This is a genomic window from Burkholderia sp. Bp8963 (assembly GCF_003854275.1).
GTDB lineage: Bacteria > Pseudomonadota > Gammaproteobacteria > Burkholderiales > Burkholderiaceae > Burkholderia.
Map to the genome: position 1 here is coordinate 44,560 of NZ_QTQP01000030.1, position 24,254 is coordinate 68,813.

A 24,254-nucleotide genomic window follows, 5' to 3' on the forward strand; every position below is an offset into this window, starting at 1 on the left:
CGGCCGGGGCGAGAGGGGAGGCAGCGAAATAGTTCGACTACACCCTGTCTCTTACTCCACTCCGCACGGCCCGGGGCTGGCGTTATCTGGCAGTTGGGGTGTGCCAAGAACGCGAGCGTCAGCTTGCCCCATCGCTCACATATAATTCGAATATTGGTTAATTAGGATTTATATGACGTCGGATGAGCGACCCATGGGGACCGAGCGGTCGGAGCTGCCGGCCGAGCGCGGTGTTGCGCAATATCAGCGGCTGGCGTCCCTGCTGCGGCACCGAATAGCGAAGGGCGAATACCCGCTCGGCGCGCAGCTGCCGCCGATCACGCAACTCGCGGACGACTTGGGCGTCGCCGTCGTCACCGTCCGGCAAGCATACGAGCTGCTTTCCAAGGAAGGGCTGATCCGCAGCCAGCGGGGCGTTGGAACCCACGTTGCAGCGCTGCCCGCCGCCACGGGCGACCTCGAACAGGTGATCAACAACCCCTTCGCCACGCCGCAGGCGCTTGCCTTCGAGATACTCGAAGTCCGGCGCTGCACCCAGGTGCCGCAGGAGCTGCTCGGACCGGATGACCGGTCGGCCGACGAATACGTGTGTGTCCGCAAGCTTCACTCCTATTCTGGCGAGCCGTTCTGCTACGCCGAAATCTATGTGCCCACGCCGGTTTTCGAATCACTGCCCAAGGACATCGCCAGGAAGCGCAAGCTGCTTGCAGCGGTGCTCGACGAACTGGGCTCGCGCTGCAAACGCTTGAGGCAACGCGTGACCGTAATACCCGCGGATTTTCCCCTATGCGACATGCTGAAGATCCCGTTTGCCTCGCCCGTCGCGAAGATGTCGCGGCGCCTGGTTGACGGTAAGGGCAACGTGCTTTACGTGGGAGCTGCCTGGTATCGGGGCGACCGCTACGTCTCCGAGATCGACCTCCCCGCGTCCGCCCTGAAAACCGTGCCCGGGATCACAGAGCCCCAGCGACGGACTGTCGGGTAAGCCCGTATTTGACGCCACTTTGCGCACGCCTAAACTTCTAACATTAGGAGTTTAGGTTTAACTCTCCGAAGTTCAGTCTTCATTGGAGTTCGATGCGCATGCGGAATCTTCTCTTTCTCCTGGCTGCCCCCCTGCTCGCGTCGCAAGCAATGGCGGCGGCCCCTTATCCGACCGATCCCATCAAGATCATCGTTCCCTTTCCGGTCGGAAGCGGAACAGACGCCGGGGCGCGCGTTCTCGACCAATCGCTGCCCGCCGGGAAGGGCCAGCACGTCATCTTAGAAAACCGTCCCAATGCCTCCGGTTTCATGGCGGCGCAGGCAGCCGCCCCGGCGGTCAAGACCGCATGGAGCCAGCCCGAATGAAGTCCGTACCTACCGTGATTCGGGCGGCAGACCTAGCCGCCTACGCGCCGGCCAACCACACCGGCACCTCCAATGTGCGCGTGATTGGCCCCGAGACCGTCGGCGCGACGGCGCTCGAAGTGCTGGTCGGCACGATCGTGAAATCGCACGGCGCGCGGCCGCACGCGCATCCCCACTTGGAGCAATGCGCCTACATGATCGAGGGAACCGGCGAGTCGGGGGAGGGGGGCCGCGTTGAAGCGATGGAGCCCGGGACCTGGGCCTACGTGCCGGCAGGCGTGTTCCATTCGTTTCGCGTGACCAGCGACCAACCCGGGCGCGTGCTGGTCGTCTATACGCCGCCTTATGGCGAGAACCCGGCGCACACGATCACGGAACCCGACGGCGCTGTTGCCGCGCCCGCTCACGGCAAGGTGTGCGTGCTTGCCGCCGGCGACGCCGCCACCGGCACGGTTCCCCTCATCGACCGCGAGACCGCTGGCGCGCGCTGGGTCGACATTGCGGCGCTGCGCATGCCTGCCGGCAGCGCATCGGTCTGCACCACGGAGCCTGACGCCGAGCAGGTTCTCTACGTCGAACGCGGACGGATCGACGCACGCGCCGACGGGCAGGACTTCGGTCTCACGCCGGGCGACTTCCTGTTTCTTCCGCGCGGGGCCGCCGCCTCCCTGCGCTCGTTGCCGGAGCAGCCTGCGTCCGGCTTCCTTATCAAAGGGCGGCTTCCAGCCACTGCTTGACATCCACTCACAACGGAAGACAACTCATGAACGCAAGAATTCTCGCGCAGCCCACCACGTCCACTGGCGCACCGCTGCCGCTGCCCGCTCTGCCGCAAGACAAGCTCCTGACCGTCAACATCGAGCAGATTCCGCTGATCAAGGATGTCTTTCCGGGTATCCACATCAAGCCGCTGCGCCTGGACCTGGAGCGCGGCGAGTGGGTCTTCATGGCCATCGTGGAACCCGGCCGCTCCCTGCCGATTCACTACCACACCGGTACGGCGCAGGTTTGGACGATCCAGGGCTGCTGGATGTATCGCGAGTACCCCGACCAGCCGCAGACGGCGGGCTCCTATCTGTACGAGCCCGGCGGCTCGGTGCACACCTTCTACACCCCCGAGGACAACACCGAGGACACCATCACTATTGCCTGGATCGAAGGCGCGCAAGTCAGTTTCAACGAGGACGGCACGTTCCACTCGCTCAATGATGCGGTCTCGATCCGGTACGCGATCGAGGCCCTCGCGGCGGCACGGGACATCGGGCCGGTGCCCTACATCCGCGGCAATGGTGCCGACGTAGCCGGTTCCTGACCGAAAAGAGGAGCACGGGCCAGATGAAAAACGACTCCAACCCGGGCGGACCGCTCGCGGGCTTGCGCATTGTCGATATCACCGAGGTCGTCATGGGACCTTCGGCCACACAGATGCTGGCCGACCTTGGCGCCGATGTGATCAAGGTCGAGCCACCCGGCGGCGACATGCTGCGCGCCACCGGTCCTGGCGGGCGCACGGGTGCCGGCCCGCTGTTCCTCAACCTGAACCGCAACAAGCGCAGCATCGTGCTGGACCTGAAGCGCCCCGAAGGCAAGGAGGCGCTGCTTAAGCTGGCGCAGGCGGCCGACGCACTGGTCTACAACGTGCGGCCGCAGGCGATGACGCGCCTCGGGCTCGACTACGACGTGCTGCGGCAGGTGAACCCGCGACTGATTTATGTTGGCACGTTCGGTTTCAGCCAGCGCGGCCGCTATGCGGACATGCGCGCCTTCGACGACCTGATCCAGGCGGCAGTCGCCATCCCCGAAGCCAGCGTACGGGCCGGTTCGGACATGCCGCGCTATGCTCCGCTCAATCTCTCCGACCGGGCGACGGGCCTGTACGCGTTCGGTGTGATCTGCGCGGCGCTGTTCGCGCGCGAACGCACCGGCCGCGGCCAGGCGGTCGACGTGCCGATGTTCGAAACGACCGCGCAGATGATGCTGGGCGACCATCTCTACGGCCACACGTTCGTCCCGCCGCGCGGCGGCTTCGGGTATCCGCGGCTGCTCAACCCACAGCGCAGGCCGTACGCCACGCAGGATGGCCTGGTGTGCCTCGTCGTCTACACCGACGAACAGTGGAAGGCCTTCATGCGCGTGGTCGGCGAGGCCGAACGGTTCGAGAGCGACCCGCGGTTTGCCGATGGTGAATCGCGCACGCAGCATGTCGAGGCGCTGTACCAGATCCTCTCCGACCAGCTGAAAACGAAGACCACGCAGCAATGGAGCGAGCTGCTGGAGCCGCTCGGCATCCCGGTGCTGTCGGCGCACACCTTCGAGTCGCTGCTCGACGATCCGCACCTGCAGGACATCGGGTTCTTTCAGCAACTCGAACATCCCACCGAAGGCGTGCTGCGAACCCTGGCGGTGCCCAGCGAATGGCCGCAAACGCCGCTGCCGCCGCTGCGCCCGCCGCCGTTGCTGGGCGAGCACAGCGCGCAAGTGCTGGCCGAAGCTGGCTACTCGCCGCAGCAGATCCAAGAGATGGTGCAAGCGGGCGTGACGCAAGTGGCGGCGTGCAGCGAGTCAACGGGAGTCGAAGCATGAGCGAGGTCGTACGCGCCAGCCGGCAGGACGGGCGGCTAATTCTCACCATTGACCGCCCGGAGCGCCGGAATGCGCTCAACGCGGAAGTGATACACGCGCTTCAGCAGGCGCTGGATCGCGCCCGGGTCGACGAGACCATTCGCGCCGTGGTGCTTAGCGGCGCAGGCGACGACGCGTTCTGTGCCGGCGCCGACCTCGGCGGGGATGCGTTCGCGTTCGACTACGCCATGCCGACCAGCGCCTATGCCGACCTGCTGCGAACGGCCCGCACGCTGAACGTGCCGCTCGTCGCGCGCGTCAACGGCGCCTGCATGGCCGGCGGCATGGGCCTGCTTGCCATGTGCGATCTCGCGATCACCGCCCGGCATGCCACATTCGGCCTGCCGGAGGCGAAGGTAGGCGTGTTCCCGATGCAGGTGCTCGCCGTGCTGCAGGCTCAGCTGCCGCAACGCTGCCTGGCGCAGCTGTGTCTGACGGGCGAGCCCATCGACGCGGCGCGGGCACGCGAGATCGGTCTGGTGAATGAGGTGGCCGACGACCTCGATGCTGCGCTCGAGCGCCTGCTGTCGCGGCTGCTCGCCAGCTCGCCCACCGCGCTGCGGCGCGGCATGTATGCGATGAAGGCGATGCGTTCGATGTCCTTCGAAGAGGCGATCGCGTTCGGCGAAGGGCAGCTCGGCCTGCTGGCACTAACCCGGGACGCGCGCGAGGGCGTGGCTGCATTCAAGGAAAAAAGGAAACCGCAATGGACGGGCAAATGACATTCTCGACGCCGGGCAAGGTCGTGCGCATTGGCGGCGCCTCGGGCTTCTGGGGCGATAGCAGTCTCGGGCCGGCGCAACTGGTGCGCTGCGGGGGCATCGATTACCTGGTGTTCGACTATCTCGCCGAGCTCACCATGTCGATCCTCGCCGGCGCGCGGGCGAAGCGACCGGAGGAAGGCTACGCCATCGACTTCGTCACAGTGGCGCTGCGCTCGGTGCTGAAGCAGGCGGTCGAGCAGGGCATTCGCATCGTCAGCAACGCGGGCGGCGTGAACCCGAAGGGCTGCGCGACAGCGGTGCAGGCGCTGGCCGACGAACTTGGCGTCCCGGTGCGCGTCGCGATCGTCGAAGGCGACGACGTACTCCCGTTCACCGCCGCGATGCGAGCGGCCGGCACGGTCGAAATGTCCAGCGGCGAACCGATGCCGGAGCGGCTGGTGTCGGCCAATGCCTATCTTGGGGCACTGCCCGTCGCGCAGGCCCTGGCCGCGGGCGCCGACATCGTGATCACCGGGCGCTGCGTCGATAGCGCCGTCACCCTCGGCGTGCTGATGCATGAGTTCGGCTGGGCGGCCGACGACTTCGACCGGCTCGCCGCCGGCAGTCTGGCCGGCCACATCATCGAATGCGGCTGCCAGGCGACGGGCGGCCTGCACACCGACTGGGCCAGCGTGCCGGACTGGGCGAACATCGGCTATCCGATCGTCGAGTGCCACGAAGACGGCACCTTTGAGGTTACCAAGCCCGCGGACACCGGCGGCCTCGTGACGCCCGCAACCGTCGGGGAGCAACTGCTGTACGAGATCGGCGATCCGGCCAGTTATCTGCTTCCGGACGTGACCTGCGACTTTCGACAGGTGCGCATCGAACAGACCGGGCCGCATCGCGTGCTCGTGACCGGCGCGCGCGGCCGGCCGCCGACCGGCACCTACAAGGTCAGCGCCACTGCGTCGGCGGGCTTCAAGGTGTCAGGACAACTTACCATCGTCGGAATCGACGCTGCAGCCAAGGCGAGGCGCACGGGCGAGGCGCTGCTCGAGCGAGGCCGGTTGCTGCTGCGTGAGTGTGGGTTCACGGATTTCCTGGGCACCCATATCGAGCTGCTCGGCACGGAGTCGGCCTACGGGCCCCATGCGCGCCCGTTGCCGACGCGCGAAGTCGTGTTGCGCCTGACGGTGACGCATGCCGACCGGCGTGCACTGCAGATGTTCAGCCGCGAGTTGGCCGCACCAGGCACATCCTGGTCACCCGGCACGACCGGTGCGGGTGGCCGTCCCTCGGTGTCGCCGGTGCTGCGGCAGTTCGCCTGGCTCATGCCGAAGGAGCAGGTGACGCCGTCGGTCACGCTCGGCGACACGACATTCACCGTGACGCTGCCGCCACCGCAACCGCAGGTCGCGCCGGAACCGCTGGCGCCTATCGAAGGTGCGCTGCCTGCCGGCCCACGCCAGACCGTGCCGCTGTTGAGAATCGCGCTCGGACGCAGCGGCGACAAGGGCGACATTTCCAACATTGGTCTCATCGCGCGGCATCCGGCCCTGCTGCCGGTGCTAAGAGACCAGGTGACGTCAGAGCGGGTCGCGGCGTACCTCGGCCATCTGGTGCAGGGGCCGGTCCAACGTTACGAACTGCCCGGCATCCATGCCATCAATCTCGTCTGCGAGCGGGCATTGGGCGGCGGCGGCATGGCATCGATGCGTAACGACCCGCTCGGCAAGGGCATGGCGCAGATGCTGCTCGACATGCCGGTCGACGTTCCCACAGGCATGTTGCAGGAGTTCACCGCGTGAATTTCGATTTTTCCGACGACCAGCTTGCGATTCGCGACGCCGTCGACGCGCTTTGCGCCGACTTCGGCGCCGATTATTGGCTCCAGCGCGACCGCGATGGACGCTGGCCCAGCGAATTCTGCGATGCCGTTGCCCGCGGCGGGTGGTTTGGCGTGACCATGCCAAGGGAACATGGCGGCGCCGGCCTCGGCATCTCGGCGGCCGCGATGGTGATGCGTACGGTCGGCAAGCTCGGTTCGGCGGCGGTGTCGTCAGTCCACCTGAACCTGTTCGGCCCGCAGCCGGTGGTCGTGTTCGGCAGCGAGGCGCAAAAGCGGCGCATGCTGCCGCCGCTGATCGACGGTTCGGATCGCGCCTGCTTCGCCGTGACCGAACCCAACGTCGGGTCCGACACCACACGCGTCAGAACCTCCGCCCGCCGCGCGGGCGACCGCTACATCGTCCACGGCCAGAAAGTCTGGACTTCGACCGCCCAGCAAGCGAACAAGATACTGCTCGTGGCCCGCACGACGCCGATCGAGGCATGCGCGCGGCCGATGGACGGCGTGACGCTGTTCTACACCGACATCGACCGTTCGCATTTGCGTATCTGCGAGATCGAGAAGATGGCGCGCAAGGCGGTGGACTCGAATGAACTGTTTATCGACGGGCTGGAAATCCCGGTCGAGGATCGCATCGGAGAGGAAGGCCAGGGTTTCAGGTACCTCCTGCACGGGCTGAACCCGGAGCGCATCCTCGTCGCGGCTGCCGCGCTCGGCGCCGCCGAGACAGCGTTGGCGCGGGCGACCGACTACGCGAAGGAACGCGTCGTGTTCGGCCACCCGATCGGCAAGAACCAGGCGATTCAGCATCCACTGGCGGAATGCTGGATGCGCCTTCAATCGGCCGAACTGCTGATGTGGAAGGCGGCGGCTCTCTATGACGCCGGCAAGCCCTGCGGTGTCGAGGCCACGGCGGCCAAGTACCTGGCGGCGGAGGCCAGTTTCGAGACGTCGTTGCGCGCGGTGCGTACGCACGGCGGATATGGCTACGCGAAGGAGTACCACGTCGAGCGCGGCTTGCGCGAAAGCGTGCTGTCGCTGCTCGCACCGGTGACGCAGGAGCTCGCGCTGTGCTACGTGGCCGAGCAGGCGCTCGGGCTGCCGAAGTCGTATTGACGCGCACGGCGCGAGGCAAACGGAATCCAGGGGGGCAGGACCTGCAGGTCAATGGCGGACCGACGCTGCGCCGCAATCCGGCAGAAATGGGCGACGCCTGTGCCCGGGTTATTGCCGACCGTCCGCATGACGGAAACATCGCGATAGATGGAAACGTGTCATCGTCAGCGGCCGAGCGTGTCGCGTGGCGAGATAAACGTTTAGGCATCCGAATTGTAAAACCGAGTTATTCAAAGGAAATGGCGTGAAGAACTTCACAGTAATATCGCCTGAATTCAAGGATCTGGAACGGCTGCAACGGGTGCATGAGTTCAATGGCTTCGATGGCAGCGGTCAGAACCATTCACCCGCCCTGCAATGGCACGGCTCGCCGGAAGAAACCAGGAGTTTCGCGCTGACGCTGTACGACCCGGACGCACCCACCGGCAGCGGCTTCTGGCACTGGATACTGTTCGATATCGATTCGTCCGTCACGCAGCTTGCCGCCGGTGCAGGCTCCACCGACGCCGCTGACCTCGGCGCCAGTGGCACTCAGGCCACCAACGACTACGGTACCGCCGGCTACGGCGGCCCCTGCCCACCCAAGGGCTTGCCGGCGCACCGCTATATCTTCACCGTGCACGCGCTGCGTGTGCCGAAGCTTGATTTGCCAGCCAACGCGCCCAACGCGGTGGTGCGCTTCGTGATCCACCAGAACACGCTCGCCGTGGCCACCCTGACCGGCCTCTACAGCCGATGAGGGTGCTCGCATGAATGGGGCGGACACGATCGAATAATCCGATGCATTACAGCTTCCCCAACTTTGGAGACTGCAAGATGAGAACGGGCATGGTCAAAACGGTACTGATACTGCTGGCGTTGTTGACGACGCCGCTCGCCGCGAAGGCCTGGGAGCGCGGCAAGGTCGAGACATTTGCCACGTTGCCCCCTGGCGAGGCGCATCCTGAGGGGATCGCCCTGGACCATGACGGCAACGTCTACGTCGTGACGGTCGCGGCGAACAAGCCTTTGACGAGTGAGGGAACGCTCATTGTGTTCGACCCACAGGGCGAGCACCTACGGACTGTCCGCATCAAGGGCTCAAGCAGGCTATTGCTCGATGTGGGTTTCAATCCGCAGACCGGCAAGTTGCTCGTCATCGATTATCAGTATGGGAAGGTTTTGAGCGTCGATCCCGATACGGGTGTCTCATCGGTATTCATGACGGTCACGGGCAAGAATCCCGGCCTTGACGGGATGACGTTCGATGCCGCCGGCAACGTGTACGTCACCGACTCCCACCAGGGCATCATCTGGAAAACCGGACCAGGCGGCGGCGAAGGGTTGGCATGGGTCAAAAGCCCACTGCTCAGTCCGACAAGGCCAGCGCCGCACATCGGCGCGAATGGTCTCGCGTTCAACAAGGAGCGGACGGCGCTGTTCGTCGCCAACACATCGAACGACACGATCGTGAAAATACCGGTGACCGGCTCGGCGCTTGAACCTGGCACGCCCGAGGTCTTCGTCAATCGCGTCGGCGGCGGGCCCGACGGCCTGATCATCGACGAGCACGACAACATCTGGATTGCATGCAACCAGTCCAACGAGATTGTCGTGCTCGAGCCGACACAGGGGCGAGTGATTGCAAAGCTCGGCGATTTCGGCGGAATCGATCGCAAGGGGGCGCCCATAGGTCTCCTTTGGTCGAATAGCCTGGTCTTCCGCGATGACGACGTGCTTGTCACCAACTTGTCTCTCGATTACGCCGCGGCACTTTCGAGGCTTAGCGATGAGCTTGGCTTCGCGCATCCCGTGGCCGCGGATCTGCGGACAATCGATGGGCCATGGGCAGGCCAGGTGAAGGTCCACACGATCTCGAAAATCAAGAGGCGGATACCGCAAGGCCAGGACCTCACCGCACGGCAATAAGATTCTGCTGCTCCACTGCACTGCGTTCGACCGCTGGCGTGCGCATCTCACGCGATCGAACACATGCAGCGCAAGACCGAGATGAATCGGCGAATGGTCGGTATGTACCGTCAATGCAAGCAGTGGGAATAAGGATCGTATCGAGGTCCTCATTGCCGCTCGATATCCACCGTGGAAGGAAGAAAGGAGACGAACGTGCAATTTTCTGCGAAGACCATTTGCGGGGCTACATTCCTGTTAGCGGCCGGGAGTGCGGCCGCAGAGTCGAACGTCACACTGTACGGCGTGGTCGATACATTCATGCAGTATCTTAATAATGGCGGTCACACTTCGTACTCCGAACGAAGCGGTGGTGAATCGGGTTCGCGCTTCGGATTATTGGGGCGGGAGGATCTGGGCGGAGGGCTTCAGGCAAAGTTCGATATTGAAACAGGCTACAACGTCAACAACGGGACGCTCTTCACCGATACGACGGCATTGTTCTACCGTCAGGGATGGGTCGGGCTCTCCGATAACAAATACGGTTCGCTGACGTTCGGACGGCAGTATCAGCCCTCATTCAATACCGCCTATGGCGCCGATCCGTTTGCACTCGACGAAGTCCTGTCGCCGCTTGTCGCGGCGGTCCTTGCCGTAGACAGGAACACGCTGTCGACACAATCGATCGCCGGGCGCACGAGCAATGCCGTGCTCTATCAATCGCCGGACTTCGGTGGCGTGCGGCTGGCCGCGATGTACGCGTTCGCCGCGACGGTCACGCAACCCGTGCCAGCTTCGACGGGCAACCTCCTTGACGTGTCCGCAACCTACACCGGGTATGGGCTGTATGCGTCTGTCGCTTATCAATCGCAGCGTCCGGGAACGCAGGCGATCACCGTCGGGCCGCTTGCTTCGCTAAACCTGGTCGCCACCGAACACTTCACCGGTGCACTCGCATATCGCTTCGGGATTGCGAACATCCAGTTCCTTTATACGTACGCGCGACCGCACGACGCACCAGCGGGCTCGGCGGCCGCGCTCGCCGGCACTGCGCACCCGGTAGGCATCGCGGGCATCGGCGTAACCATTCAGGCGTCGCCGCAAGACGTTGTCGAGATCTCGGGAATTGAACGTAACGTGCGCGGCTCACACGACAATACGCTTGGCATCCAACTGGGTTACGACCATCTCCTTTCGAAACGGACAAGCTTGTACGTACGGGCCGGCCATATGAAGAACAACGGTACCGCAACGACGAGCTGGGCCGGGATACGGGTTGCCACGCCGACGGGTGCGCCGGATTTTGGTGCGTCTCAGACACTGGTCGCTGTAGGCGTCTCGCATCGCTTCTGATTTGGCTGTCAGCAGCCGCGCCATCATGGCGATAGGCCAGGTGGCGTGATTCGCTTTCATGAACTCGAACCCTTGTCGGGCAGCGTTGTGGCGGCGACGTTCAATTCTCTCGATGCGCCTCGCATGGCTCGCTTGCCTCGCCTTTCTGAACTGGAATGGCGGGTTTCGCGTCGTTCAGGACTGAATCGAACCGCGCGCGAAACGCGGGGTCCCGCCTTGCGAGAAGGCTTGCCTCGACCCAGAGGGTAAAGCAATCGTCGCTTTGCAAGTAATCACGGAGTTTCAACAACGCGGAGTGCAGGTTGCACGTCCGCTCGTCCTGCTTCCAGTGCAATGATTCGATCAATAAGTCGGACTTGTCGTAAAAGTTGCAATAGAACGCGCCGCGCGTGTAGCCCGCCGCTTCGGCGACATCGGCCACGCTGGTCGCCGGAAATCCCTTTTCGATAAAGAGCTCCCGAGCGGCTTCCACCATTTGCTCGCGCGTCTGCGCTCTTCGTTCCGCGTGCGTCAGCCTTTTGCGTTTCATTGGATGTCCATGAGAAGTCCAGTGTCCCAATGGGCGGGTCGGAGCAGGCTGCCGGCTGACGCCTGAGCAAAGACGAGGCCAATCCCGCAATTGTAAATGATATTACGCTCAATAGTGACTGGTTTGTCGGTTGAGACGTTTGAATCTATACTGCGGTTCTGATCGAGATCGGAATCGTCATGTCGAAGACAACAAATCGCCCGATACAAAAGCGCGCCGCTCCGCGAACGCCTGCCGTCACTTTGGAGGCCGCTGACGCGCGGGAGCCGCGCGGCGCACGCCGCAAGAGAGAGACGCGGGCGCGCCTGCTTGAGGCAGCGCTCAAGCTCATGGCCGAAAAAGGCATGGAAGGTGTGGCCATCAACGAAATCACCGAGGCGGCCGACGTCGGCTTCGGGTCGTTCTACAACCACTTCGAGTCCAAGGAGGCGATCTACGCGACTCTGGTTGAGTCCGTGTTCGAGGAGTTCGCCGACTGGCTCGACCGTCTCGCGACCGGCGTGTCCGACCCGGCCGAGGTGATCGCCGTCTCCGTGCGCTATACGTTGATGCGCGCGCATCGCGAGCCTCTTTGGGGCCAGTTCCTGGTCAGGGAGGGCTTTTCCTCGCGCATGCTTACCCGCGGACTGGGTCAGCGTTTGTTGCGGGATGTGCAAAGGGGCATCGATGCAAAGCGTTTCGCCGTCGCGGATCCATTCGTCGCGTTCTTGTCCGTGGGCGGCACCGTGCTTGCCGCGGTGACAGCCGAACTCGGCGTCGTCGTGCCGGAGGCGCCGAATGCCGACGCGTTGAACGCGTTCGATTTCAGCAGCGAGCATCTCGCCGAGCGCGTGGCCGCCGTTCTGCTGCAAAGCCTGGGTCTCAAACGGGCGGAAGCCGAAAAGGTTGCGACGCGTCCGTTGCCGATCGTGGAACCCGCTGTCGAAGCCGACTGAAAACCATGACGGCATACCGCTCGGCTGACCGTCGGCAAGGCGGGTAGCCAAGCGGTATTCACTCATTGCGCGAACCCCGAACGGGCCGCATACGATCCCGAAATCGATATGGCGTCGTTTGCGATGTGGGTGGCCGGGGACGGACACTGCACCGTCGGCGCCCAATTCGCTGAACGGCTTGTCGTCGACATTGGCGGGCCGCCCGCGCCGGCGTCGAGAGCGCGAACGGTCGCCGCCAGTTGCCCGGCGATGGTCGTCAGCGCGCGGCGATGACCGTCCGCCAGCGCATCGTAACCGGCGGCTACAGGCTCGAACACCGTGCTGCGGCAAGTCAGCTTTTCACCGGGCGCGCCCGGCGAGCGAATACTCCAGATCGCATCGACGACCACCCGCGCACCGGGCCACGACTCGAAACGCTGCATGTCGACGGCAACGCGATAGACGTGCGCATCGCCTTTCTGCTTCGGACGGGGAGCGCTGACGTCGCTCAACTGTTGTGTCGCTGCCATCGACAGGGCCATGCGTATTTCGTCGCTCAATGGCGACGCCCAGCGTTCGTTTTCGAGCACTTCAACCTGCGTCTCGCTGATCCTGACGACGAGCTGATTGCGCGCAACCTGGTCCGGTACGCTGACAGATTGAATGTCGATCAAGGCCGCGGGACCGGAAACGCTCGAAGCGGCCCCGGCTCGCGCCTCCGGCGCCAGCGTATAGAACCGACTGGGCGGCGACGACGCACAGGCGGACAGCGCGAGCGCACTCGCCGCTGCGAGTACTCGAATGACGGCGGCGCGTCTTTGAAATACGTTGACCATCATTGACGATCCCCCTTCTTGCCGAACACGAGTGCTTCGGGATGGCGTTCCAGGTAGTCCGTGAGCGCGTTCAGCGACTGCAACGTGCGGGTCAATTCCTGCATCGCCCCATGAACGTCCGCTTGCATCGGCGAATCCTGTCCAAGAGTCGCTTGTGCCGCGTCGAACGTTTTCTGGGCGGATGCCAGTGTGGATCGCGCTTGCGGAACGACTTCCGTGTTGAGCTGACCGAAGAGGCGGTTCGCGCTTTCGAGTGTGCCGTTCAGATTCGCCCCGATCTTGTCGAACGGAACCTGATTGAGCTTCTTGGCGATTTCGGCAATCTGAACTTGCAGTTCATCGAGCGTGTTCGGCACGGTGGGCAGCTCGATCGGCGTGTTGCGCAGATCGACCGTCGCGTGCGGTGCATGCGGGAACATGTCGAGTGCCACATAAAGCTGGCCTGTGAGCAGGTTGCCGGTTCGCAATTGGCCGCGCAGCCCCTGCATGACGAGGTGTTGCAGCATGTCGTGGCCGCCCTGGCTATTCGGCGCGGGCAGCGACGTGTTCGAACGGCGGCTGAGCCGGTCGGGATAGAGCGCCATGGTCACTTCCATGCTGAAATTCTCGGCCTTCTCGTCGTACTCGAGACCGATCTTCGTCACTTGACCAAGCGTGATGCCGCGCAGATCCACCGGTGCGCCGACCGACAGTCCGCGCAGCGACTGGTTGAAATGCATGGCGACATAGAGCGGTGCGCCGTCCGGCTCCCGCATGGCGTCGGTTTGGTCCGACGCGAGCCTGAACGCCGCGCCGTCGGCGGCTTGCGGGCCGGCATCTTGTCCCGGCGGTGCTTCGAAGGCCAGCCCGCCCATGATGACGGTGGCAAGCGATTGCGTGTTGAGCTTGAGCCCGCCGGAGTCGAGACGCAGATCCACGCCGCTCGCGTGCCACCAGCGCGTGTCGGTCCCGACGTACTTGTCGTACGGCGCATTGACGAACACGTTGACGATCACGCCCGATCCCTTGGGGTCGAGCGAAAAACCGACGACCTGGCCGACTTGAATCCTGCGGTAGAAGATGGGGGCACCGATATCAAGCGAGCCGAGCGAATCTCCTCGCAGCGTGTATTGATGCCCCTGCTGGTCGGCGGTCACGATCGGAGGATTCTCGAGACCGGTGAAGTCTGTTTTGCGCACGGTCGAGCGGCCGATATCGGCGCCGATGTACGCGCCGGACAGCAACGTGCCAAGGCCGGATATGCCGCTCGCGCCGACGCGCGGACGCACCACCCAGAATCGCGACCCCTCGGTGGCGAACTTTCCGGCTTCCTTATCGAGCTGGATCTTGACGCGGACATGCTGAAGATCGTCCGACAGCGCGATAGTGCGCACGGTGCCGATCTCGACATCCTTGTATTTGACCTTCGTTTTGCCCGCCTCCAACCCTTCGGCGTTATTGAAGGTCACGGTGACGGTCGGCCCTTCATCGGTGATGGATTTCGCGAGAAGCGCGATACCGATCAGCGCCGAGATCAAGGGAATCAGCCATACCAGAGAAGGAAGCCAGCGGCTGCGAGGCTTGATCTCCGGATGCGGTAAGTCAGAAATTTGCATCGCTGAAAGGAATCGAATGAAGGGTTGTCGAAGCCGGACGGTACGCGGCGATTACGATCGTGCGGAAGAGCGTGCCGGCCGGCGCCGGACGTTGTCCCAGATCAGGCGCGGATCGAACTCGTTCGAGGCGAGCATGGTCAGCACCACGACCGAGCCGAAGGCCAAAGCCCCCGGTCCCGCGGTGATCTGCGCCAGCGATCCGAAATGCACGAGTGCCACAGTGAGCGACACGACGAATATGTCGAGCATCGACCAGCGCCCGACGCGCTCCACCATGCGGTAGAGCTTGGCGCGCTCGAGCGGCTGCCAGTCGGAACCGCGATAGGCGGCGACGGTTTGCAGCGTGAGAATGGCGAGCTTGAGCATCGGCACCAGGACGCTGGCGACGAACACGATGACCGCGAGCGGCCAATCGCCCGACCGCCAGAAGTAAGAGATGCCGCCAAGAATCGTGTCGTCCTCGGCGCGTCCAAGCGAAGAGGTATGCATGATCGGCAAAAGATTGGCCGGGATATAAAGCAAAGCAGCGGCAAGCAGCAGCCCGAAAGTCCGCGTGATGCTTTCGGGGCGGCGCGCGTGCAGCGGTGAGCGGCATCGAACACAGTGCGAATCGGCTACGTGCGCGCTGCGCGAGTGAACGAGCCCGCAGCAGTGGCAGGCGATGAACCCGGCGTGCCTCGCGGTGACCGAAGCCGTTGCCGACTTGGCGGCCGGCGCAGCACCGCCATGCATATCACGCTGCTTGTTGTGCCGCCGCGTCAGCCCGGCGGGAGCGCCACCATGCATTACTTCGTCGCGAATTTCCCATAGCATGCTGGGGTCGAAAGCGGCGATCACGCAAAACATCAGCGTCAACGCGCCGAACGCGAACAGCGACGTTCCCGGGATGACTCGCGCGAGACTCACCATCTTCACGATCGTAATGAGCACCCCGAGCATGAAGACTTCCGTCATGCCCCACGGACGCACGAATTGAACGAGGCGCAGTACAGCGTCGAAAGCGCGTGGCACACGGCCCGCACGCAGAGGCAGCAAGAGATAGAGCAGGGCGACGAGTTCGAACGACGGGAACAGCATCGTCGTGCAAAAGACCATGGCTGCAACAATATGCATATGGCCTTTCCATAGCGCCTGCACGGCTTCAAACAGCGTGGCGTGCGACGTCAGGCCATTGGTTTCCAGCGCGAGTACCGGGAACGCCTGCGCGATCAAGAACGTGATCAGTGCGGCGACCGTGACCGCGCAGACCTTCTCGAGCGTCAAACCGGCGTGACGCACCCCTTTGATGCTTGCGCCGCAAGACGAGCAGTGCGCAACCAGACCGCGCAGACGCGGCGGCTTGCGAAAGAGAGCGTCGCACTCGTGACAGGCAATCAGATCTCGATGTTCCATATGGAAGAAAATAGAACGGACGAACATGGACGACCGATCGTGGCGGGGCGGCCTGCTTCTCGCGTGCCGGCCCGCCCGAACGCAAATGAACCGAACGAGCGCGAATCAGTCGCGCGACGCCAACTTCCCTGGCTCGGGCGGCAATTCGCCCATCGCCTGGAAGAGCGCGGCGGTATCGCCGAGCCGTTGGCTCTGTGCGCGAACCGCGTCGAGCTGTGCAGTCAGGAACTGCTGTTCGCTCGCTTGCGCCGCCGATACCGGCAAGGACCCGAGTCGATAACGCGACGTCGTTTCGTCGAACAGTTCATGTGCCGAGCGCACCTCGCTTTCGGTCGATGCGAGCGTCTGCGCATCGTTATCGAGCGCGGCGAGCGAATCGGCGACGTTCTCGAAGGCGGACAAGACGGTCGATTTGTAGTGCAGAACCGCTGCCTCATACGACTCCTTCGTTGCACGCCGATGCGCCAGCAACGCGCCGCCATGGAAGATCGGTTGCGCCGCACTTGCACCGATTGCCCATATGCCGCCGGCGCCGGTGAGCAGGGCCGGCCAACTGAAGCCGGCGCGGCCCATCGAGGCCGTCAGCGACAGGCTCGGGAAAAGCTGCGCCGTCGCTTGGCCGACATCGGCCGCGGCCGCTTGCACAGCGGCTTCGGCAGCTTGAATATCCGGACGCGAGCGAAGCAGCTGCGCCGGTACGGCGACCGGTACGCGCTCGGGCAGCGCAAGGCTATCCAGATCGGGGACGACAGGCGCCGCATCCGGCGTTCGACCCAACAGCACGGCCAGCGCGTGGACGGCGCTCGCGCGCTGCTGGCGCAGCGGCGGGAGGGTAGCGGCGAGCGCGGCGGCCTGCCGGGCCGACGCCAGTGCCTGCGCATGCGAGATCGAGCCGAGCGCTTGACGCAGCGCATCGTCGCGCGCCGTATCGCCGGCGAGCGTCACGAGACGTTCGGTGAGCGCGATCTGACGATCGAGCGCCGCGGCATTGATGGCGGCGCCGACGATATTCGCGGCGAGCGCGCGGCGCGCCGCCGCCAGTTCATACGCCTGCACGTCGACGCGAGCCGCGCTGGCCTTGTTCCCGTAGCGAACGGCGCCGAACAGATCGAAGTTGTACTGCGCCTGCAACTGACCGACGAAGACGTTGTAGCGTTCGGTGCTTGGACCGATGCCGGGGACGACGGGCGAGCGCGTACGCTCGACCTGCGCATTCGCGTCGATCGACGGCAACGTCGAAGCGCCGATCTGGGCCCGCAGTTCCTGCTGCGCGGCATTCAGCGAGCGCTGCGTGGCGGCGAGCGTCGGGTTGTTGCGCAGCCCTTCTTCGACAAGCGCATCGAGCGCGTCGGAGCGGTACAGCTTCCACCATTGCGGGACTGGCGCTGCACCGACATCGAAATGTTGCGCTGTACCGCCCGCCGCGACCGTCTCCTGAGGTTGCGGCTGCGCCCCATAATGCGCGGGCGACGGCATCGCGGGCGGCGTACCGCTCGGGCCCAACGAACAGGCGCTCGCGGCAAGTGCCGCGAACACGGCGATAACGGATGTCTTAATGGCAAGTTGCATGATCAGATCTCCGCGTGTTCGACGACGCTCTGTTGCGGTGCGCGCTCGTCGCGGCGAACACGGAAGGAAGTTGCATAAAGGGCCGGCAGGAAGAACAGCGTGAGCACCGTGGCGATCGTGATGCCGCCCATGAGCGAGGTAGCCATCGGGCCGAAGAAGCCGGAACGAAGGAGCGGAATCAAGGCCAGCACCGCGGCGGCGGCCGTGAGCATGATCGGACGGAAGCGCCTGACGGTCGCGCCGACGATTGCATCGAAACGGGGTTGGCCGGACGCGATGTCCTGCTCGATCTGATCGACGAGGATCACCGAATTGCGCATGATGATGCCGAACATCGCGATCACGCCGAGCATCGCGACGAACCCGAACGGTTCGCCGAGCAGCAACAGCGCGGCGACGACACCGATCAAGCCGAGCGGTGCGGTCAGCACCACGATCAGCATGCGCGCGAAGCTCTGCAGCTGGATCATGAGCAGGGTCAGCACTGCGATGATGAGGATCGGCATTTCGGCATTGATCGACGTCTGGCCCTTCATGCTTTCCTCGACCGAGCCGCCCACCACGATGCGATAGCCGATCGGCAGTTGCGCGCGAAGCTGGCTCAGTTGCTGGTCGACGTCGTGCGTGACGTCGATACCTTGCGCGTCGCCGCGAACGTCGGCTTGCACCTTGATGGTCGGCTGCCGATCGCGTTCCCAAATCACGCCGTACTCGAGCGCCGTGCGCACATGGCCGAGCGTGCTGAGCGGCACGGGGCCGCCGGGTGTCGGGATGGCCAGGCTCGTGAGTTGCGACGGATCGACGCGCTCGCTCTTGGGTGCGCGCAGATCGACGTCGATCAGCTTGTCGCGCTCGCGGTACTGCGTCACCGTGTAGCCGGAAAGCGTCATGGCGAGGAAGTTCGACACATCCTGCGAGGTCACGCCGAGTTGACGAGCCCGGTTCTGGTCGATCTGGAACGACAGGGAGCGCTCTTCCGGCTCATCCCAGTCGAACTGCACATTGCGCGTGCGCGCGTCGGCACGTACCTTGTCCGCCACCTTTTGTGCGATCTCATGCACTGTCGCGATGTCGTCGCCGCTTACGCGGAATTGAATCGGATAACCGACGGGCGGCCCGTTCTCGAGTCGCGCCACACGTGTTCGTACGCCGGGGAATTGCTTCTCGAGCGACGCGTCGAGCCATTTCATGAGCTTTTCCCGTTCCTTGACGTCCTTTGCCGTGATGACGAATTGCGCGAAGTTCGGCTGCTGCAATTGCTGGTCGAGCGGCAGATAGAAGCGGGGCGCGCCGGTGCCGACGAAGTCGACGACGCGATCAATTTCGGGGCGGCCGTGCAGGGCCTGCTCGAGGCGTTGCGCTTCACGCAGCGTCGCGGCGAATGAAGCTCCCTCGGGCAGACGCATATCGACGAGCAACTCGGGGCGCTCGGAGTTCGGGAAGAACTGCTTCGGCACGCGAGTGAAGGCCGCCATGGCAACGGCGAATGCGATCGCCGTTGCGCCCAGCACCAGCCAACGGTGCTCGATGCACCAGGCCACCCAGCCGCCCATGCGGCGATAGAAACCCGTGTTGTAGATATCGTCGTCGTGGCCGTGGCCACCGTGCTCGCCCGCCTTGCGTTCGGGGAGCAGGTGATAACCGAGCAGCGGAACGAGCACCACGGCGGCGAACCACGAAACGATGAGCGCGATCGCCGACACTTCGAAGATCGAGCGCGTGTATTCGCCGGTGCTCGACTTGGCGAGCGCGATCGGCAGGAAGCCCGATACGGTGACGAGCGTACCCGTCAACATCGGAAAGGCCGTGCTCGTATAGGCGAATGCCGCCGACCGCGTGCGGCTCCAGCCTTGCTCGAGTTTCACGGCCATCATCTCGACGGCGATGATGGCGTCGTCCACGAGCAACCCCAGCGCGAGCACGAGGGTGCCGAGCGAGACCTTGTTCAGGCCGATGCCGAACAGATACATGCACAGCGACGTCACGGCGAGCACGATCGGGATCGAGATCACGACGACCATGCCCGTGCGCAGGCCCAGCGAGACGAGGCTGACCACCAGCACGATCGCGACGGCCTCGGCCACGGCCTCGACGAAATCGTCGACCGAATGCTTGACGGTGTCGGGCATGCTCGAGATCTGGACGAGCTTGAGCCCCGCGGGCAGGCGTGCTTGCAGTTCGGCGCGCTCGCCATCGAGCGCCTTGCCGAGCCGGATTACGTCGCCGCCTGTCTGCATCGTGACGCCGATCCCGAGCACGGCATGGCCGTTCGTGCGCATCTGCGTGACGGGCGGATCGTCATAGCCGCGGTGGATCTTTGCGATGTCGCCGAGGCGGAACGTACGGTGATTCACCGAAATCAGCGTGTCTTCGAGCGCATGCACGTCTTTGAACGCTCCGCTCGTGCGCACGAATACGCGATCGTCGGCCGTGGTGAACGTGCCGACCGGCGCCACGGCGTTCTGCGCATCGATGGCGTGAGCGAGTTCCGCCGGCGTGATCGCGAGCTTCGTCAACTGCGTGTTCGAAATTTCGATGAAGATGTGCTGGCCAGGGTCGCCAAAGTAATCGACCTTCGCGACGCCAGGCACGCGCAGGAGCACCGTGCGCAATTGGTCCGCATAGTCGTGCAGTTGGGCGGCCGAAAAGCCGTCGCCTTCAAGCGCATAGATGTTCGTATAGACGTCGCCGAACTCGTCGTTGAAGAACGGGCCGACGATGCCCTGCGGCAGCGTTGCCCGGATGTCGCCGACCTTCTTGCGCACCTGATACCAGGTTTCAGGCACTTCCTTGACGGGTGCCGAGTCCTTCATCGCAAAGAAGATCATCGACTCGCCGGGGCGCGAATAGCTCTTGATGTTGTCGACGTAGGGCGCGGCTTGAAGCTGGCGCGCGATGCGATCCGTGACCTGCTCCTGCACTTCACGTGCACTCGCGCCGGGCCAATACGTTTGAATGACCATCGTTCTGAACGTGAACGGCGGATCTTCGGATTGCGAAAGATGGGTGTAGCCGATGACGCCGAACAGCGTCATCAGACCGATCAGGTAAATGACGAGCTGCTGATGGCGCAGCGCCCATTCGGAAAGATTGAAGCCGCCTTTGCCTTTGCTTTCGGCCTGCGGAGCGGCGGCGAGCGTCGTGTCGCCCGCCTTTTCATGATCGACGATGCTCATGATGCGAAGTCCTCGGGATGCAACGGGGCGACGACTTGCACATGCTCGCCGGCGCTCACGGTATGGACGCCCTGCACGACGACGCGTTCACCGTCGTGCAGGCCGGTGGCGACTTCAACCATTCGCTCGCCGTAGTTCGTGACGGTGACGGGACGCAGCACGAGCTTGTCGGTGCCCGGTTGAACGACCCAGACGGCGGGCTTGTCGCCATCGTGAAAGAGCGCCGTGGCTGGCAGCGCGAAGGGGGAAGCGCCGTTGTTCGCGTGGGAGATATCGAACTGCACCTGAGCCGTCATGCCGAGCCGAATCTCGGGAGTCGGCGCAATGAGTGTCAGCTTCACGCGCCAGGTGCGGCTTTGCTGATCGGCGCTCGGCGCGACCTCGCGCACGCGTGCTTCGAATGTCTTGCCGGGCAAAGCCGACAACGTGACCTTCGCAGTCTGGCCGACGCTGAGCGAATTCAGTGCGCTCTCGGGGGCGTCGCAGGCGATATCGACATCGCCGCTCCAGTCGAGGTGATAGACGGCCTGTCCTTGCTCGACGTTCTGGCCGGTATCGGCATCCTCGGACTTGATCACGCCGTCGTGGTCCGCGACCAAAGTGGTATAGCGCAGGTGGTCCTCGGCCAGCGCCATCTGGGCCAACGCCGAATCGCGCTGCGCGAGCGCCGTTGCATAGGCGTTCTGCGTTTGCTCCAGCTGCGCCGGGGCAATCAGATTGGCCTGCGCCTGCGCTTGATCCCGAGCGAGCTGCTGCTTCTGATAGGCGAGCTGGTGCGTTGCCGCATCGAGTTGAGCGCGTGCGTTCGCTGCATTGTTGCGCAGGTCGGTAGGGTCGAGCAGGGCGAGCACTTGCCCGGCCTTTACCGTATCGCCCAGATGTACGCGACGCTCGGCGATTTTGCCGCCGACGCGGAACGAAAGCGCCGTCGAGTAGCGCGCCTCGACTTGAGCTGGCAAGGAGGTGGCGTCCGGCATACCGTCGGCATGCACGGCAAGCGCGACGACGGGCTTCACTTCGGGGGCGGCGGGTTCGCGCGTGTGGCAAGCCGCTAGCAGGACCGCGCCGCAAACGGCGAGGCAAAGGCCCGCCCGACGGGGCAGCGCAGTGGAAGACGGGCGCGAGGACGACCGCGCTTCAAGACCGGGGAATTTCACGATGTTTCCAAAGCAAGGGTTAGCAAGAGGAAAGGGGATCGCTCATTTGTCAGGGTTTTCACTGACGAGCATCGATCGCTGGTGACATTAGAGTCGAAGATGATAAACTTGTCAATTATGACTTGTGGATCTGAAGCGATGAGCGATAAAAAAGAGACGAGCACGCGGGTGAACGGTGGCCCCCCCGGTTCGCGACGGCCCCGCCAAGGGGCCATGGAAGCCGGCGATGCTCATGCGGTGGACGGTGCGGGCCAGGGCGGGGGCGACCGGCGCGAACCTCGCGGTGCGCGGCGCAAGCGCGAGACGCGCGCTCGCCTGCTCGAGGCGGCGCTCGCCCTGGTGGCGACGAAAGGTTTCGAGTACGTGACCATCAACGAGATCACGGAAGCGGCGGACGTGGGTTTCGGCTCGTTCTACAACCACTTCGAATCAAAGGATGCGCTGCATGCGGCGCTCGTCGATTGGGTGATCGAGGAGTTCGGCGACCGGCTCGATGCGCTTGTGAGCGGTCTATCCGATCCGGCGGAGGTGGTTGCGGTGTGCGTGCGACACACCTTGATTCGCGCGCGGCGCGAACCGGTTTGGGGTCGTTTCCTGATTCGCGAGGGATTTTCGGATCGCGCACTGCACCTCGGTATGAGTCGGCGGCTGAGGCGCGATAGCGAGACGGGTATTGCAGCCGGACGCTTCGCCGCGGCCGATCCCTTCATGAGCCATGTCTCGGTGACCGGCATCGTTCTCGCGGCGATTGCCGCGGAACTCAAAGTTGTCGCCCCGGGCCGATCCCCGGCCGAAGGGGATCGGGACCGGGACGTTGCGCAAGAGCACCTTGCGGAGCGCGCCGCCGTGGCTGTATTGCAGGCGTTGGGTTTGGGGCGTGCCGAGGCGGAGGGTGTCGCACGGCGGCCGTTGCCGGTAGCGCCGCGTTGACGGCGAGCGCGGACATCGATGGTGTGTTGATTCGCGGTGCGCAGGGCGTCCGATCGCTGACGATCGTGCCGGTTCCGAGACCCGGCGCCGGGCGGCACGGAGCGTGACCGGTTCGTGTGGCTTACTGAAGAGCAATTTTCGAAGGCGATGCGTTGGCGGGGGGAACCTACTCCCGCCAATTCGCATAAAGCGCGCTCGCCAGATAGCGCCGACGCACCTCGCGCAGTGCCGTCGCAAGGATGGCGCTGACAGGAAGCGCGAGCAGTACGCCGAAAAAGCCGAACAGTTGGCCGAACGCCAGCAGCGCAAAAATCACCGCGAGCGGATGCAGACCGATGCGCTCACCGATGAGCCGAGGCGTAAGAAACGCCGTCTCGAGCACTTGCCCAATCCCATAGATCAAGGCCACCGCACCGAAACCGTACCAGTCGCCGAATTGGAGCAGCGCGGCGAGCAGCGCGAGTACGAGCCCCGTCGCGAAGCCGACATAAGGGATGAAGACCGCAAGCCCGGTAAATAGACCGACAGGCAATGCGACGCCGAAGCCGGCGAGGCCCAGCGCGATCGGGTAGAACGTTGCCAGCACAACCATGACGAGCAATTGGCCGCGCAGATATTGCGACAGAATCTGATCCATCTCGGTGACGAGCGCGCGCGTTTTGCCGAGCCACGGGCGAGGCACGAGGCTTTCGATCCGGGCGAAGACCTTACACCTGTCGTAGAGCAGGTAGTACAGCACGAGCGGTACCACGACGACATTGCCCACCACGGTAACCAATGCGCTGCCGCCCGTGCGCACATAGCGCCATGCTGCAAGCTGTACCGATTGCCCGCCGCCTTCGAGCCGGCTCGTCAGTACGTTGCGCAAGCTCGACAGATCGAACGACCCGTCCAGGCCGAACATGGCGAGCTTCGGCTGAAGCCACGCATTGATCTTTGCCGTGAATCCTGGAATGTGCGCGGCGAGCGCCGGCAGCTCTTTCTGGATCACGGCGAACACGAGCAGCGCAAGCGACACGATGACCGACGCAAACAAAAGCATCATGACGAGCGCAGCGAGAGAGCGTGGAATGCGCTGACGGACGAGCCATTCGACACCGGGCTGGAGCATGTAGGCAATCAAGCCGCCAAGCAGGAACGGCGCCAGCACCGGACGCAGGATCCAGATCAGAGCGCCGAGCCCGACTGCGAGGGCACCCCAGAGCACTGCCTGCCGCTGGTAGGAGTTGGGTCGCGCACGCTCTTGCTGCAGCTCGCGCGTTGCGGGTGGAT

Annotated in this window: 21 protein-coding genes; 13 read left to right on the top strand and 8 right to left on the bottom strand. The window is 64.1% G+C overall.

Annotated elements, in window-relative coordinates:
• Positions 1-193 precede the first annotated feature (193 nt).
• The 11 genes from DID96_RS23590 to DID96_RS23645 all read left to right on the top strand — a co-directional run bounded on the left by DID96_RS23590 (position 194) and on the right by DID96_RS23645 (position 10,884).
• On the top strand, positions 194-985 hold the full coding sequence (locus DID96_RS23590; protein ID WP_260463990.1) for a GntR family transcriptional regulator: 792 nt from the start codon (positions 194-196) through the stop codon (positions 983-985).
• 98 nt (positions 986-1,083) lie between these two features.
• Complete coding sequence (locus tag DID96_RS23595; RefSeq protein ID WP_124601674.1) at positions 1,084-1,350, top strand: hypothetical protein; 267 nt, start codon at positions 1,084-1,086, stop codon at positions 1,348-1,350.
• Positions 1,347-2,087: a cupin domain-containing protein gene (locus DID96_RS38410; RefSeq protein WP_185732339.1), complete on the top strand. Its 741-nt coding sequence runs from the start codon at positions 1,347-1,349 to the stop codon at positions 2,085-2,087. Before DID96_RS23595 ends, DID96_RS38410 begins: the two co-directional genes overlap by 4 nt.
• A 26-nt stretch (positions 2,088-2,113) precedes the next feature.
• Positions 2,114-2,662, top strand: coding sequence for a 2,4'-dihydroxyacetophenone dioxygenase family protein (locus DID96_RS23605; RefSeq protein WP_124601675.1), 549 nt, complete (start codon positions 2,114-2,116; stop codon positions 2,660-2,662).
• A gap of 23 nt (positions 2,663-2,685) precedes the next feature.
• Positions 2,686-3,933: a CaiB/BaiF CoA-transferase family protein gene (locus tag DID96_RS23610; protein ID WP_124601676.1), complete on the top strand. Its 1,248-nt coding sequence runs from the start codon at positions 2,686-2,688 to the stop codon at positions 3,931-3,933.
• Positions 3,930-4,694, top strand: coding sequence for an enoyl-CoA hydratase-related protein (locus tag DID96_RS23615; protein WP_124601677.1), 765 nt, complete (start codon positions 3,930-3,932; stop codon positions 4,692-4,694). Before DID96_RS23610 ends, DID96_RS23615 begins: the two co-directional genes overlap by 4 nt.
• Positions 4,679-6,487 carry an acyclic terpene utilization AtuA family protein gene (locus tag DID96_RS23620; protein WP_124601678.1) on the top strand — a complete coding sequence of 603 codons (1,809 nt, stop codon included), beginning with the start codon at positions 4,679-4,681 and terminating at the stop codon, positions 6,485-6,487. The genes DID96_RS23615 and DID96_RS23620 overlap by 16 nt, the downstream gene beginning before the upstream one ends.
• Positions 6,484-7,644 (top strand): acyl-CoA dehydrogenase family protein, encoded by a 1,161-nt coding sequence (locus DID96_RS23625; RefSeq protein WP_124601679.1) that lies wholly within the window; start codon positions 6,484-6,486, stop codon positions 7,642-7,644. The genes DID96_RS23620 and DID96_RS23625 overlap by 4 nt, the downstream gene beginning before the upstream one ends.
• A 244-nt stretch (positions 7,645-7,888) precedes the next feature.
• Positions 7,889-8,383 (top strand): YbhB/YbcL family Raf kinase inhibitor-like protein, encoded by a 495-nt coding sequence (locus DID96_RS23635; protein ID WP_124601680.1) that lies wholly within the window; start codon positions 7,889-7,891, stop codon positions 8,381-8,383.
• A gap of 41 nt (positions 8,384-8,424) precedes the next feature.
• On the top strand, positions 8,425-9,552 hold the full coding sequence (locus DID96_RS23640; protein ID WP_260463991.1) for an SMP-30/gluconolactonase/LRE family protein: 1,128 nt from the start codon (positions 8,425-8,427) through the stop codon (positions 9,550-9,552).
• A gap of 195 nt (positions 9,553-9,747) precedes the next feature.
• Positions 9,748-10,884 carry a porin gene (locus DID96_RS23645; RefSeq protein ID WP_124601681.1) on the top strand — a complete coding sequence of 379 codons (1,137 nt, stop codon included), beginning with the start codon at positions 9,748-9,750 and terminating at the stop codon, positions 10,882-10,884.
• A gap of 100 nt (positions 10,885-10,984) precedes the next feature.
• On the opposite strand, the gene DID96_RS23650 is transcribed toward DID96_RS23645, so the two are convergent.
• Entirely contained in the window at positions 10,985-11,413 is a 429-nt protein-coding gene (locus DID96_RS23650; RefSeq protein WP_124601682.1) for a TetR/AcrR family transcriptional regulator, read from the bottom strand.
• A gap of 179 nt (positions 11,414-11,592) precedes the next feature.
• On the opposite strand from DID96_RS23650, the gene DID96_RS23655 reads away from it, so the two are divergent.
• Positions 11,593-12,348, top strand: a complete 756-nt coding sequence (locus DID96_RS23655) for a TetR/AcrR family transcriptional regulator (protein WP_124601683.1) — start codon at positions 11,593-11,595, stop codon at positions 12,346-12,348.
• Positions 12,349-12,410: 62 nt separating this feature from the next.
• Here the strand turns inward: DID96_RS23655 and DID96_RS23660 are convergent, their stop codons facing one another.
• From DID96_RS23660 to DID96_RS23685, 6 genes are all read right to left on the bottom strand, one after another.
• Positions 12,411-13,163, bottom strand: a complete 753-nt coding sequence (locus DID96_RS23660; protein WP_124601711.1) for a membrane integrity-associated transporter subunit PqiC — start codon at positions 13,161-13,163, stop codon at positions 12,411-12,413.
• Positions 13,163-14,758, bottom strand: coding sequence for an intermembrane transport protein PqiB (locus DID96_RS23665; protein WP_124601684.1), 1,596 nt, complete (start codon positions 14,756-14,758; stop codon positions 13,163-13,165). Before DID96_RS23665 ends, DID96_RS23660 begins: the two co-directional genes overlap by 1 nt.
• Before the next feature lie 51 nt (positions 14,759-14,809).
• Positions 14,810-16,177 carry a PqiA/YebS family transporter subunit gene (locus tag DID96_RS23670; RefSeq protein WP_124601685.1) on the bottom strand — a complete coding sequence of 456 codons (1,368 nt, stop codon included), beginning with the start codon at positions 16,175-16,177 and terminating at the stop codon, positions 14,810-14,812.
• 78 nt (positions 16,178-16,255) lie between these two features.
• The gene (locus tag DID96_RS23675) at positions 16,256-17,719 is read right to left on the bottom strand and encodes an efflux transporter outer membrane subunit (RefSeq protein WP_124601686.1); all 1,464 of its coding nucleotides are present in this window, start codon (positions 17,717-17,719) and stop codon (positions 16,256-16,258) included.
• A 2-nt stretch (positions 17,720-17,721) separates the two neighbouring features.
• A complete protein-coding gene (locus tag DID96_RS23680) occupies positions 17,722-20,895 on the bottom strand; it encodes an efflux RND transporter permease subunit (RefSeq protein WP_124601687.1) in 3,174 nt (1,057 codons plus the stop codon).
• Complete coding sequence (locus tag DID96_RS23685; RefSeq protein ID WP_124601688.1) at positions 20,892-22,052, bottom strand: efflux RND transporter periplasmic adaptor subunit; 1,161 nt, start codon at positions 22,050-22,052, stop codon at positions 20,892-20,894. The genes DID96_RS23680 and DID96_RS23685 overlap by 4 nt, the downstream gene beginning before the upstream one ends.
• Before the next feature lie 213 nt (positions 22,053-22,265).
• On the opposite strand from DID96_RS23685, the gene DID96_RS23690 reads away from it, so the two are divergent.
• Complete coding sequence (locus DID96_RS23690) at positions 22,266-22,982, top strand: TetR/AcrR family transcriptional regulator (protein WP_124601712.1); 717 nt, start codon at positions 22,266-22,268, stop codon at positions 22,980-22,982.
• 166 nt (positions 22,983-23,148) lie between these two features.
• Here DID96_RS23690 and DID96_RS23695 read toward each other — a convergent pair whose 3' ends face one another.
• Entirely contained in the window at positions 23,149-24,234 is a 1,086-nt protein-coding gene (locus tag DID96_RS23695) for an AI-2E family transporter (protein ID WP_409333806.1), read from the bottom strand.
• Positions 24,235-24,254 lie beyond the last annotated feature (20 nt).

What these genes read in the sequence shown, in the direction of transcription:
- DID96_RS23590 (WP_260463990.1), top strand. Translation starts at nt 194, where the DNA reads ATGGGGACCGAGCGGTCGGAGCTGCCGGCCGAGCGCGGTGTTGCGCAA.
- DID96_RS23620 (WP_124601678.1), top strand. Translation starts at nt 4,679, where the DNA reads ATGGACGGGCAAATGACATTCTCGACGCCGGGCAAGGTCGTGCGCATT.
- DID96_RS23680 (WP_124601687.1), bottom strand. Translation starts at nt 20,895, where the DNA reads ATGAGCATCGTCGATCATGAAAAGGCGGGCGACACGACGCTCGCCGCC.
- DID96_RS38410 (WP_185732339.1), top strand. Translation starts at nt 1,347, where the DNA reads ATGAAGTCCGTACCTACCGTGATTCGGGCGGCAGACCTAGCCGCCTAC.
- DID96_RS23675 (WP_124601686.1), bottom strand. Translation starts at nt 17,719, where the DNA reads ATGCAACTTGCCATTAAGACATCCGTTATCGCCGTGTTCGCGGCACTT.
- DID96_RS23655 (WP_124601683.1), top strand. Translation starts at nt 11,593, where the DNA reads ATGTCGAAGACAACAAATCGCCCGATACAAAAGCGCGCCGCTCCGCGA.
- DID96_RS23610 (WP_124601676.1), top strand. Translation starts at nt 2,686, where the DNA reads ATGAAAAACGACTCCAACCCGGGCGGACCGCTCGCGGGCTTGCGCATT.
- DID96_RS23670 (WP_124601685.1), bottom strand. Translation starts at nt 16,177, where the DNA reads ATGTTCGTCCGTTCTATTTTCTTCCATATGGAACATCGAGATCTGATT.
- DID96_RS23605 (WP_124601675.1), top strand. Translation starts at nt 2,114, where the DNA reads ATGAACGCAAGAATTCTCGCGCAGCCCACCACGTCCACTGGCGCACCG.
- DID96_RS23665 (WP_124601684.1), bottom strand. Translation starts at nt 14,758, where the DNA reads ATGCAAATTTCTGACTTACCGCATCCGGAGATCAAGCCTCGCAGCCGC.
- DID96_RS23615 (WP_124601677.1), top strand. Translation starts at nt 3,930, where the DNA reads ATGAGCGAGGTCGTACGCGCCAGCCGGCAGGACGGGCGGCTAATTCTC.
- DID96_RS23690 (WP_124601712.1), top strand. Translation starts at nt 22,266, where the DNA reads ATGGAAGCCGGCGATGCTCATGCGGTGGACGGTGCGGGCCAGGGCGGG.
- DID96_RS23650 (WP_124601682.1), bottom strand. Translation starts at nt 11,413, where the DNA reads ATGAAACGCAAAAGGCTGACGCACGCGGAACGAAGAGCGCAGACGCGC.
- DID96_RS23660 (WP_124601711.1), bottom strand. Translation starts at nt 13,163, where the DNA reads ATGGTCAACGTATTTCAAAGACGCGCCGCCGTCATTCGAGTACTCGCA.
- DID96_RS23595 (WP_124601674.1), top strand. Translation starts at nt 1,084, where the DNA reads ATGCGGAATCTTCTCTTTCTCCTGGCTGCCCCCCTGCTCGCGTCGCAA.
- DID96_RS23640 (WP_260463991.1), top strand. Translation starts at nt 8,425, where the DNA reads ATGCATTACAGCTTCCCCAACTTTGGAGACTGCAAGATGAGAACGGGC.